Raw genomic sequence first — 11,326 nt, forward strand, 5'->3', positions numbered from 1 at the left:
GCTAACGAAATTATGACGCCCCTAGAACGATATCAAGCTGATCTGAAACGCCCTGAATTCTTCCATGACGCGGCCCAGGAAAATGCGGTGCGTCATTTGCAGCGCCTGTACGACGACCTGGTCGCGGCCTCGCACAACAAGCCAGGGATGTTCAGCAAGCTGTTTGGCAAGAAAGACCACACGCCGGTCAAAGGCCTGTATTTCTGGGGTGGCGTGGGCCGCGGCAAGACTTATCTGGTCGACACCTTCTTCGAAGCGCTGCCGTTCAAGGAAAAGGTCCGTACGCACTTCCACCGCTTCATGAAGCGTGTGCACGAAGAGATGAAGACCCTGCCGGGCGAGAAAAACCCGCTGACCATCATCGCCAAGCGCTTCTCCGAAGAGGCAAGGGTGATCTGCTTCGATGAGTTCTTCGTCTCCGACATTACCGATGCCATGATCCTCGGTACCTTGATGGAAGAGCTGTTCAAGAACGGCGTGACCCTGGTCGCCACCTCGAACATCGTTCCCGATGGCTTGTACAAGGACGGCCTGCAACGCGCACGTTTCCTGCCGGCCATCGCGCTGATCAAGCAGAACACCGAAATCGTCAACGTCGACAGCGGCGTCGACTACCGTTTGCGTCACCTTGAGCAGGCCGAGCTGTTCCACTTCCCGCTGAACGAAGCGGCGCATGAAAGCCTGAAAAAGAGCTTCCGCGCGCTGACGCCGGAATGCACCCAGGCGGTGGAAAACGACAAGCTGATGATCGAGAACCGCGAAATCATCGCCCTGCGTACCTGCGATGACGTGGCCTGGTTCGAGTTCCGCCAGCTCTGCGACGGCCCGCGTAGCCAGAACGACTACATCGAGCTGGGCAAGATCTTCCACGCGGTGATCTTGAGCGGTGTGGAGCAAATGAGCGTCACCACGGACGACATTGCGCGCCGGTTCATCAACATGGTCGACGAATTTTACGACCGTAACGTCAAGCTGATCATCTCGGCCGAAGTCGAGCTCAAGGACCTCTACACGGGCGGTCGCTTGAACTTCGAATTCCAGCGCACGCTGAGCCGCTTGCTGGAAATGCAGTCCCACGAGTTCCTGTCGCGCGGGCACAAGCCGTAAGCGATGTGCTTGAAATGACCAAGGCCTGCAGTGATGCAGGCCTTTTTTATGGGTGTTCTCCAGAACAATGGAGATCACCTGTGGGAGCCGGGCTTGCCCGCGATGGCGGTGGTTCAGGAACAAATGTACTCACTGATCCACCGCTATCGCAGGCAAGCCAGCTCCCACATGGGTTTGTGTTTACTTTGGGTCAGGCGGCTTGCTGGAACTGCTGGCGATACTGGTTCGGCGACAGCTCGGTGTGCTGCCTGAACAGCCGCGCGAAGAAGCTCGCATCGTCGTAACCCACCTCGTAGCTGATGGTCTTGATGCTCTTGCGGCTGCCTGAAAGCAGGCCTTTGGCCGTCTCGATGCGCAGCCTTTGCAGGTAATGCAGCGGCTTGTCACCCGTGGCCGTCTGGAAGCGGCGCATGAAGTTGCGGATGCTCATGCCGTGTTCCCGGGCGACGTCTTCGAAGCGGAACTTGTCGGCAAAGTGATCTTCCAGCCAGTGCTGGATCTGCAGGATGATCACGTCCTGGTGCAGCTTCTGCCCGCCAAAACCGATGCGCCCTGGCGCGTAGCTGCGCTGCACTTCGTAAAGGATGTCGCGGGCCACGGCCTGGGCAATGTTGGCGCCGCAGAAGCGTTCGATCAGGTAGATGTAAAGGTCGCACGCCGAGGTGGTGCCACCGGCGCAGTACAGGTTGTCGGCGTCGGTGAGGTGCTTGTCCTGGTTGAGCTGTACCTTGGGGAAACGCTCGCTGAAGGCGTTGAAGAAGCGCCAGTAAGTGGTCGCCTCCTTGCCATCGAGCAGCCCGGCTTCGGCCAGCCAGAACACCCCGGTGGCTTCGCCGCACAGCACCGCGCCACGCGCATGTTGCTCGCGCAGCCAGGGCAGCACTTGCGGGTAACGGGTGCACAGCGCGTCGAAGTCGTCCCAGAAGGCCGGCAACACGATGATGTCGGCGTTTTCCAGGCCGCCGTCCACCGGCATGATCACATCGCTGAAGCTGCGTACCGATTGCCCGTCGGGGCTGACCAGGCGCGTTTCAAATGCCGGGGTCAGGCCCAGGCCTTGCTGCTTGCCGTAACGCAGGCTGGCGAGGTGGAAGAAATCCTTGGCTTGCATGAGGGTGGAAGCGAATACCCGATCAATGGCCAAAATGCTGACGCGCCGCAAGGGCGTGGAGATTTGGTTAGACATAATTTCATTTATTCTTATAGGGGAAAGTGGTCACCAGACGGCTGGATCGTCTTATTTTTTGTCGCATGTGTCCAGTGTCCTGTGACGCCTTCGCGGCATAGGCTCTGTGGGCTGGTCTTTGTCCGACAATCCACGCAGGTGACCCATGATCCCCAGAACCTTGTTCAGCTCGGAGCACGAACTCTTCCGCGAGAGCGTGCGTACCTTCCTCGAAAAACACGCCGCGCCGTTCCATGGGCAGTGGGAAAAGCAGGGTTACATCGACCGTAACCTGTGGAGCAAGGCGGGGGAGGCGGGGATGCTGTGCTCCCATCTGCCGGAAGAATATGGCGGGCTGGGCGCGGACTTTTTGTACAGCGCGGTGGTGATCGAAGAGATCAGCCGCCTGGGCCTTACCGGCATTGGCTTTTCCCTGCATTCGGACATCGTCGCGCCGTACATCCTGCATTACGGCAGTGAGGCACTGAAGCAAAAGTACCTGCCCAAATTGATCTCCGGCGAGATGGTCACGGCCATTGCGATGACCGAACCGGGCGCCGGCTCTGACTTGCAGGGCGTCAAGACCACCGCCGTGTTGGACGGCGATGAGTATGTGATCAACGGCTCCAAGACCTTCATCACCAACGGCTACCTCGCCGAGCTGGTCATTGTCGTGGCCAAGACCGACCCCAAGGCCGGCGCCAAGGGCACCAGCCTGTTTCTGGTGGAAGCCGATGCGCCGGGCTTCGACAAGGGCAAGCGCCTGGAGAAGGTCGGCATGAAGGCCCAGGACACCTCGGAACTGTTCTTTCAGGACGTGCGCGTGCCCAAGGGTAACCTGCTGGGCCAGGCAGGCATGGGCTTCGCCTACTTGATGCAAGAACTGCCTCAGGAGCGCCTGACGGTAGCGATTGGCGCGCTGTCATCCGCCGAAGCTGCGCTGCAGTGGACCCTGGACTACACCCGCGAGCGCAAGGCGTTCGGCAAGGCGATTGCCGACTTTCAGAACACTCGATTCAAACTGGCGGAGATGGCCACCGAGATTCAGATCGGTCGCGTGTTTGTCGACAAGTGCATGGCGCTGCACCTGGAAGGCAAGCTTGATGTGCCCACTGCCGCGATGGCCAAGTACTGGGCCACGGACCTGCAATGCAAGGTGCTCGACGAGTGCGTGCAGTTGCACGGTGGCTACGGCTTTATGTGGGAATACCCGATTGCGCGGGCTTGGGCGGATGCGCGGGTGCAGCGCATTTATGCGGGGACCAATGAGATCATGAAGGAGATTATTGCGCGGGCGCTTTGACGCCCATCGGATCGTTCCCACGCTCTGCGTGGGAATGCATCCGGTGACGCTCTGCGTCATACCTTCAAGCGCGGACGCGGAGCGTCCAGGGCGGCATTCCCACGCAGAGCGTGGGAACGATCATTTCGGCTCAATCAAGGCGCTGGGTTCGGATGATCCTTCTGAATCGCCTCAATCCCTTCCAGCACTTCCTTGGACAGCTTCAAATCAGCACTGGCAATGTTGCTGTCCAGCTGCTCCAGGCTCGTGGCCCCAATAATATTACTGGTCACAAACGGCTGTTGCGTCACAAATGCCAGCGCCATCTGCGCCGGGTCCAGGCCATGTTCCCGCGCCAGGGCCACATAACGGCTGCACGCGGCTTCCGACTGCGGGTTGAAGTAGCGGCTGAAACGGCTGTACTCGGTGAGGCGCGCCTTGGCCGGGCGTGCGCCATTTTCGTATTTGCCGCTGAGCATGCCGAATGCCAGCGGTGAATAGGCCAGCAAGCCGCATTGCTCGCGAATAGCCACTTCCGCCAAACCCACTTCAAAGCTGCGGTTGAGCAGGTTGTAGGGGTTCTGGATCGACACGGCGCGGGCCCAGCCACGGGCTTCGGCCAGGGCCAGGAACTTCATGGTGCCCCACGGGGTTTCGTTGGACAGGCCGATGTGGCGGATCTTGCCGGCTTTTACCTGCTCGTCCAGCGCTTCGAGGGTTTCTTCCAGCGGGGTCAGGTCGTCTTCGTCCTTGTGCTTGTAGCTCAATTGGCCAAAGAAGTTGGTGCTGCGCTCCGGCCAGTGCAACTGGTAGAGGTCGATCCAGTCGGTTTGCAGGCGCTTGAGGCTGGCATCCAGGGCGTCGACGATGTGCTTGCGGTTGTGGCGCAGGTGGCCGTCGCGGATGTAGTCGATGGTATTGCCGGGGCCGGCGATCTTGCTGGCGAGGATCCAGTCGGCACGGTCGCCGCGGCTCTTGAAGTAATTACCGATATAACGCTCGGTGGTGGCATAGGTGTCGGCCTTGGGCGGCACCGGGTACATTTCTGCGGTGTCGAGGAAGTTGATCCCTGCGGCCTTGGCCCGTTCGATCTGTGCGAAGGCCTCTGCCTCGCTGTTCTGCTCACCCCAAGTCATGGTGCCCAAGGCGATCGCGCTTACGTTCAGATCGGTGCGGCCCAGCTGTCGATAATCCATCGGGTACTCCTTCGGGGAAAACAATCATAAAAGCAGGTTGAATTTTTTTTCGCAATCTGCATAATTGCCCACCTCTTTCTGCAGTGGAAGTGATGCGCCGCCTGCCGAAGAATCTTGCCGTTGAACGGACGCGCCGACCCGAGCCCCCGATAGCGTCTGTATCCGGCTGCCTTTGACTTGTCAAAGTACGCACTATTCAGTAAGATCCGCCGTCTAATTTACAGGGCGGCCCCTGAGGCTATTAAAGAATGACAACTTTTACTGCAAAACCGGAAACAGTTCAGCGCGACTGGTTTGTCGTCGACGCCGCTGGTCAGACCCTGGGTCGTCTGGCCACTGAAGTCGCCAGCCGTCTGCGTGGCAAGCACAAGCCTGAGTACACCCCTCACGTTGACACCGGTGACTACATTGTCATCATCAACGCCGAGCAGGTACGTGTTACCGGCAACAAAGCGCAAGACAAAATGTACTACCGTCACTCCGGTTTCCCAGGCGGTATCAAGTCTTCGAACTTCGAAGGCCTGATCTCCAAGAAGCCTGAAGCCCCGATCGAAATCGCGGTCAAAGGTATGCTGCCTAAGGGCCCACTGGGTCGCGATATGTTTCGCAAGCTGAAAGTCTATGCGGGCGCTGTACACCCTCATGCTGCTCAGCAGCCCCAAGAACTGAAGTTTTAACGGAATAGTTCATTATGTCGGCGACTCAAAATTACGGCACTGGCCGTCGCAAAACCGCTACCGCTCGCGTTTTCCTGCGTCCGGGTACTGGTAACATCTCGATCAACAACCGCACTCTGGAAAACTTCTTCGGTCGCGAAACTGCCCGCATGGTAGTTCGTCAGCCGCTGGAACTGACCGAGACTGTTGAAAAGTTCGACATCTACGTCACCGTTATCGGTGGCGGTGTAAGTGGTCAAGCTGGCGCAATCCGCCACGGTATCACTCGCGCTCTGATGCAGTACGACGAAACCCTGCGTGGCGCTCTGCGCAAAGCTGGCTTCGTAACTCGCGATGCTCGTGAAGTTGAACGTAAGAAAGTCGGTCTGCGTAAAGCGCGTAAGCGTCCGCAGTACTCGAAGCGTTAATTCGCTTTACGTTCCACAAAAACGCCCAACTCCTCACGGAGCTGGGCGTTTTTTATTGCCTGCGATTTATGCATAAATTTCGCCGTGACAACTTGCCACATCCGTAGACGCCCTATACTACAAGGCCTGGAGGCTGAGCCCAGGGCAATTCCCTTGTCATACGTGGGGCTTTTCATTACCATCCGACAAAATTTTTATAAGTAAAGATTCAACACTTAGTAGACGCCTGATTTAACAGGCCAAAAAGCTGATGGGAGAGGACTGAATGAGCAATGACGGCGTGAATGCAGGCCGGCGTCGCTTCTTGGTAGCAGCCACATCCGTGGTGGGTGCTGCAGGAGCGGTGGGGGCTGCGGTCCCGTTCGTGGGGTCATGGTTTCCCAGTGCCAAGGCGAAAGCCGCAGGTGCACCGGTGAAGGTGAATGTCAGCAAGATCGACCCAGGCCAGCAGATGATTGCTGAGTGGCGCGGTCAGCCGGTCTTCATCGTTCGTCGTACTGAGGAGATCCTGGGGAATCTGAAGAAAATCGAAGGTCAACTGTCTGACCCCGACTCGAAGAACTCCGACCAGCCCGCCTACGTCGATAAGGAAATCCGTTCGATCAAGCCAGAGATCCTGCTGCTGATCGGTATCTGCACCCACTTGGGTTGCTCGCCTACCTTCCGCCCGGAAGTTGCTCCTGCCGACCTTGGCAAGGATTGGGTCGGTGGCTACTTCTGCCCTTGCCACGGCTCCCATTACGACCTCGCCGGTCGCGTCTACAAGTCACAACCCGCACCACTGAACCTGCCAGTGCCGCCACATCACTACGAGACTGACAGTGTCATTGTCATTGGCGTCGACGAGGGGGAGAAAGCCTGATGAGCAAGTTCATGGATTGGGTGGATGCGCGCTTCCCCGCCACTAAAATGTGGGAAGACCATCTCAGCAAATATTACGCGCCAAAAAACTTCAACTTCTTCTACTTCTTCGGCTCGCTGGCCTTGCTGGTGCTGGTCAACCAGATCGTCACCGGTGTGTGGCTGACGATGAGCTACACGCCGTCGGCGGAAGAGGCGTTCGCCTCCGTCGAGTACATCATGCGTGACGTCGAGTACGGCTCGATCCTGCGCCTGCTGCACTCCACCGGCGCATCGGCGTTCTTCATCGTCGTGTATATGCACATGTTCCGCGGCCTGCTCTACGGCTCGTACCAGAAGCCACGCGAACTGGTGTGGGTCTTCGGCATGCTGATCTACCTGGCGCTGATGGCCGAGGCCTTCATGGGTTACCTGCTGCCGTGGGGCCAGATGTCGTACTGGGGCGCCCAGGTGATCATCTCGCTGTTTGGTGCGATCCCGGTGATCGGCAACGACCTGACCCAGTGGATTCGCGGTGACTACCTGATCTCCGGCATCACCCTGAACCGCTTCTTTGCGTTGCATGTCGTTGCATTGCCTATCGTGATTCTGGGCCTGGTGGTGCTGCACATCCTGGCGCTGCACGAAGTGGGTTCGAACAACCCCGATGGTGTGGACATCAAAAAGCATAAAGATGAAAACGGCATTCCGCTGGATGGCATTCCGTTCCATCCGTATTACACCGTCAAAGACATTGTCGGTGTGGTGGTCTTCCTGTTCATCTTCTGCTCGATCGTGTTCTTTTTCCCGGAGATGGGTGGTTATTTCTTGGAGAAGCCTAACTTCGAACAGGCCAACGCCTTCAAGACGCCTGAGCACATTGCACCGGTCTGGTACTTCACGCCGTTCTACGCGATCTTGCGGGCGATCCCCGACAAGCTCATGGGCGTAATGGCCATGGGCGCGTCGATTGCGCTGCTGTTCGTACTGCCATGGCTCGACCGCAGCCCGGTCAAGTCGATGCGCTACAAAGGCTGGCTGAGCAAGATCTGGCTGTGGGTGTTCTGCATTGCATTCGTGATCCTGGGCGTGTTGGGCGTATTGGCGCCGACCCCTGAGCGCACGCTGCTGTCGCAGGTCTGCACCTTCCTGTACTTCGCTTACTTCATTCTGATGCCGTTCTACACCCGGCTCGAGAAGACCAAACCGGTTCCGGAAAGGGTGACTGGCTGATGAAAAAGTTATTCGTTGCTTTGATCCTTGCGGCGCTGCCGCTACTGTCCTTCGCTGCCGAGCACGGCGCGGAGCTGGAAAAAGTCGATATCGACGTGTCCGACAAGGCCGCCATGCAAGATGGCCTGCGCACGTTCACCAACTACTGCATGGGCTGCCACAGCGCCAAGTTCCAGCGTTACGAGCGTGTCGCCGATGACCTGGGCATTCCCCATGACGTGATGCTCAGCCACGCCGTGTTCACCGGCGCCAAGATCGGCGACCACATGAACATCGGCATGCAGCCTGCGGATGCCAAGGCCTGGTTCGGCGCTGCGCCGCCCGACCTGACCCTGGTGGCGCGCGTGCGCGGTACCGATTGGCTCTATGGCTACCTCAAATCCTTCTACGAAGACCCGGCGCGCCCTTACGGCGTGAACAACAAAGTCTTCCCGAACGTCGGTATGCCTAACGTTCTGGTCGGCCTGCAGGGTCGCCAAGTGGTAGGATGCAAGCAGGTTCAGGTCGTTGAAGACGGCAAGAAGCAATATGATCCGTTGACCGGCACGCCTTTGACACACGAAGCGTGCGATCAACTGACCATCGTGCCCAAGACCGGTACGCTGAACGAAGAGCAGTTCGACGAGAAGGTCAAGAATCTGGTGACCTTCCTGGCCTACTCGGCCAACCCGGTCAAATTGCAGCATCAGCGCATCGGTACGTATGTGTTGCTGTACCTGGCCTTCTTCTTCGTATTCGCTTATCTGCTTAAACGCGAATACTGGAAGGATGTGCATTGATCCAACCGTAAGCAATTGCTGTTAATCTTGCGCGCCCAGCGGCATCTCTGAATACGTAGCGGTCTGGTTGAACCAGGCACTACAGGGATGCTCTCTGGGCGCGCTCGTTTTTGAGCTTTCCATAATTTCAACAAGCGAGGAGGACCGCCATGGGCGTGACCAATCGGTTGGCCTGTTACTCCGACCCCGCCGACCACTATTCCCACCGAGTACGCATCGTGCTCGCAGAGAAGGGTGTCAGCGCCGAGATCATCAGTGTGGAGGCAGGTCGTCATCCGCCGAAACTGATCGAAGTGAACCCTTACGGCAGCTTGCCCACCCTGGTCGATCGTGACCTGGCGTTGTGGGAGTCAACCGTGGTGATGGAATACCTGGATGAGCGTTACCCGCATCCGCCTTTGCTGCCGGTGTATCCGGTGGCGCGTGCCAACAGCCGCCTGCTGATCCATCGGATCCAGCGTGACTGGTGCGGGCTGGTGGATGTGATCCTGGATACGCGCAGTAAAGAAGCCGTTCGTGTGCAAGCGCGCAAGGAATTGCGCGAGAGCCTGACCGGCGTTTCGCCGCTGTTCGCCGACAAGCCTTTTTTCCTCAGTGAGGAACAAAGCTTGGTGGATTGCTGCCTATTACCCATACTCTGGCGCTTGCCGATCCTGGGCATTGAACTGCCACGGCCGGCCAAGCCGTTGCTTGATTACATGGAGCGCCAGTTTGCGCGTGAGGCTTTCCAGGCGAGTCTGTCTGGTGTCGAACGCGACATGCGCTAAGGCTTAAGGAGCCGCTGATGAACTCCAGTCGACCCTATTTGGTCCGCGCGCTCTATGAGTGGATTGTGGACAACGATTGCACCCCGCACATGCTGGTCAACTCTGAATTTCCCAAGGTTGACGTGCCGCAGGGTTTTGCCAGTGACGGGCAGATCGTGCTGAACGTATCACCGAGTGCAGTGCGTCACTTGCACATGGACAATGAAGCCGTCAGCTTCGAAGGGCGTCTTGGCGGCGTGCCGCATACGCTGTTCGTGCCGATTGGTGCCATCCTCGGGATCTATGCCCGGGAAAATGGCCAGGGCATGGTGTTTGATCTGGAATCGCCTTTCGAGGACGACGAAACGATCGAAGGCGAGGACGGTGATGATGTACCACCACCGGACTCCGAGCCGCCGCGTCCAAGCGGTCGGCCAAGCCTGAAAGTGGTGAAGTAAGCGGCGTTCACCCTTGGGTGAAGTCTAAAAATGCCTCGGCCTGTGCCGGGGCATTTTTTTGCGCAAAGGATATGGATGAAAGTCGTGACAGAACGGTGATCGTACAACCGCCATGGGCTATGATGCGGACTCAAGTTCGCCGAGAAAGATCATTCGTCATGGAAAACGCCAACATCGCCCCTCGTCTTCCCCGCAAGCGCCGCAGCCTTGCCCAGGAATTGGTCACGGTGTTGTCCGAGCAGATCCGCGACGGCCAGCTCAAGCGTGGCGACAAGTTGCCCACCGAGTCGGCCATCATGGAAGCCCATGGGGTCAGCCGCACGGTGGTGCGTGAGGCTATCTCACGTTTGCAGGCGGCGGGGCAGGTGGAAACCCGCCACGGTATCGGCACCTTTGTGTTGGACACGCCAAGCCCGAGCGGTTTCCGGATCGACCCGGCCACGGTGGTGACGCTGCGGGATGTGCTGGCGATTCTTGAGTTGCGTATCAGCCTGGAAGTGGAATCGGCTGGCCTTGCCGCGTTGCGCCGCAGCGACGAACAATTGGCGGCCATGCGCGCAGCCCTTGATGCGTTGAATGAAAGCGCGGCCCACGCAGGGGATGCGGTGGCGTCAGACTTTGCGTTCCATCTGGAAATTGCGCTGTCCACCGGCAACCGCTACTTCACCGACATCATGACCCACCTGGGTACCAGCATCATTCCGCGTACCCGCCTGAATTCGGCGCGCCTGGCCCATGATGACCAGCAGCACTACATGGGCCGCCTGAGCCGCGAACACGAAGAGATTTATGAGGCAATTGCCCTCCAGGATTCGGACGCGGCCCGCGCGGCCATGCGCCTGCATTTGACCAACAGCCGTGAGCGGCTGCGCCATGCCCATGAAGAGGCGCAAGCACAGCGCGGTTAACCGCCAAACACGTTCTAGTGTGGGAGCTGGCTTGCCTGCGATGGCTGAGTGTCAGGCAACTGATACTGTGTGCACGCACCGCTATCGCAGGCAAGCCAGCTCCCACATTTTGATCTCCTTGGCCTGGAGTTGATCGTTCCCACGCTCTGCGTGGGAATGCCGCCCTGGACGCTCCGCGTCCCGATGTGCGCGAGTATCTCAAGCCCCGTGCAAGGTGACGCAGAGCGTCACAGGATGTATTCCCACGCAGAGCGTGGGAACGATCATTTATGAGGCAATTGCCCGCCAGGATTCGGATGCGGCCCGCGCGGCCATGCGCCTGCATTTGACCAATAGCCGTGAACGGCTGCGCCATGCCCATGAAGAGGCAGAGGCGCAGCGCGGTTAACCGCCAAACACGTTCTAGTGTGGGAGCTGGCTTGCCTGCGATGGCTGAGTGTCAGGCAACTGATACTGTGTGCACTCACCGCTATCGCAGGCAAGCCAGCTCCCACATTTTGATCTCCTTGGCCTGGAGTTGATCGTTCC

At 58.5% G+C, this 11,326-nt stretch carries 12 protein-coding genes and 1 pseudogene; 11 read left to right on the forward strand and 2 right to left on the reverse strand.

Annotated features, from left to right (window positions below):
• Window positions 1-12 precede the first annotated feature (12 nt).
• Window positions 13-1,107, forward strand: coding sequence for a cell division protein ZapE (gene zapE / locus FEM54_RS13210; RefSeq protein WP_138451290.1), 1,095 nt, complete (start codon window positions 13-15; stop codon window positions 1,105-1,107).
• A 190-nt stretch (window positions 1,108-1,297) separates the two neighbouring features.
• On the opposite strand, the gene FEM54_RS13215 is transcribed toward zapE, so the two are convergent.
• Window positions 1,298-2,218 carry a GlxA family transcriptional regulator gene (locus FEM54_RS13215; RefSeq protein ID WP_171045835.1) on the reverse strand — a complete coding sequence of 307 codons (921 nt, stop codon included), beginning with the start codon at window positions 2,216-2,218 and terminating at the stop codon, window positions 1,298-1,300.
• 220 nt (window positions 2,219-2,438) lie between these two features.
• On the opposite strand from FEM54_RS13215, the gene FEM54_RS13220 reads away from it, so the two are divergent.
• Window positions 2,439-3,575 (forward strand): acyl-CoA dehydrogenase family protein, encoded by a 1,137-nt coding sequence (locus FEM54_RS13220; RefSeq protein ID WP_138451294.1) that lies wholly within the window; start codon window positions 2,439-2,441, stop codon window positions 3,573-3,575.
• 134 nt (window positions 3,576-3,709) lie between these two features.
• Here FEM54_RS13220 and FEM54_RS13230 read toward each other — a convergent pair whose 3' ends face one another.
• Complete coding sequence (locus FEM54_RS13230; protein ID WP_122720921.1) at window positions 3,710-4,750, reverse strand: NADP(H)-dependent aldo-keto reductase; 1,041 nt, start codon at window positions 4,748-4,750, stop codon at window positions 3,710-3,712.
• Between the two features lie 248 nt (window positions 4,751-4,998).
• Between FEM54_RS13230 and rplM the strand changes: the two genes are divergently transcribed.
• The 9 genes and pseudogenes from rplM to FEM54_RS13280 all read left to right on the forward strand — a co-directional run.
• Entirely contained in the window at window positions 4,999-5,427 is a 429-nt protein-coding gene (gene rplM, locus FEM54_RS13235; protein WP_003171742.1) for a 50S ribosomal protein L13, read from the forward strand.
• Window positions 5,428-5,441: 14 nt separating this feature from the next.
• Window positions 5,442-5,834, forward strand: coding sequence for a 30S ribosomal protein S9 (gene rpsI / locus FEM54_RS13240; protein WP_003216038.1), 393 nt, complete (start codon window positions 5,442-5,444; stop codon window positions 5,832-5,834).
• A gap of 265 nt (window positions 5,835-6,099) precedes the next feature.
• Window positions 6,100-6,696 (forward strand): ubiquinol-cytochrome c reductase iron-sulfur subunit, encoded by a 597-nt coding sequence (gene petA, locus FEM54_RS13245; RefSeq protein ID WP_003216040.1) that lies wholly within the window; start codon window positions 6,100-6,102, stop codon window positions 6,694-6,696.
• Complete coding sequence (locus FEM54_RS13250; protein ID WP_017138268.1) at window positions 6,696-7,907, forward strand: cytochrome b; 1,212 nt, start codon at window positions 6,696-6,698, stop codon at window positions 7,905-7,907. The genes petA and FEM54_RS13250 overlap by 1 nt, the downstream gene beginning before the upstream one ends.
• The gene (locus FEM54_RS13255) at window positions 7,907-8,686 is read left to right on the forward strand and encodes a cytochrome c1 (RefSeq protein ID WP_017138267.1); all 780 of its coding nucleotides are present in this window, start codon (window positions 7,907-7,909) and stop codon (window positions 8,684-8,686) included. Before FEM54_RS13250 ends, FEM54_RS13255 begins: the two co-directional genes overlap by 1 nt.
• Window positions 8,687-8,835: 149 nt before the next feature.
• Window positions 8,836-9,453: a glutathione S-transferase N-terminal domain-containing protein gene (locus FEM54_RS13260; protein ID WP_017138266.1), complete on the forward strand. Its 618-nt coding sequence runs from the start codon at window positions 8,836-8,838 to the stop codon at window positions 9,451-9,453.
• Window positions 9,454-9,470: 17 nt separating this feature from the next.
• Window positions 9,471-9,890, forward strand: a complete 420-nt coding sequence (locus tag FEM54_RS13265) for a ClpXP protease specificity-enhancing factor (protein ID WP_138451296.1) — start codon at window positions 9,471-9,473, stop codon at window positions 9,888-9,890.
• Between the two features lie 158 nt (window positions 9,891-10,048).
• Window positions 10,049-10,798, forward strand: a complete 750-nt coding sequence (locus FEM54_RS13270) for a FadR/GntR family transcriptional regulator (protein WP_138451298.1) — start codon at window positions 10,049-10,051, stop codon at window positions 10,796-10,798.
• A 265-nt stretch (window positions 10,799-11,063) separates the two neighbouring features.
• Window positions 11,064-11,186: pseudogene (locus FEM54_RS13280) on the forward strand (GntR family transcriptional regulator); the annotation flags it as partial.
• Between the last annotated feature and the right edge of the window lie 140 nt (window positions 11,187-11,326).

Origin of the sequence: Pseudomonas edaphica (genome assembly GCF_005863185.1) — a bacterium.
Classification (GTDB): Bacteria; Pseudomonadota; Gammaproteobacteria; order Pseudomonadales; family Pseudomonadaceae; genus Aquipseudomonas; species Aquipseudomonas edaphica.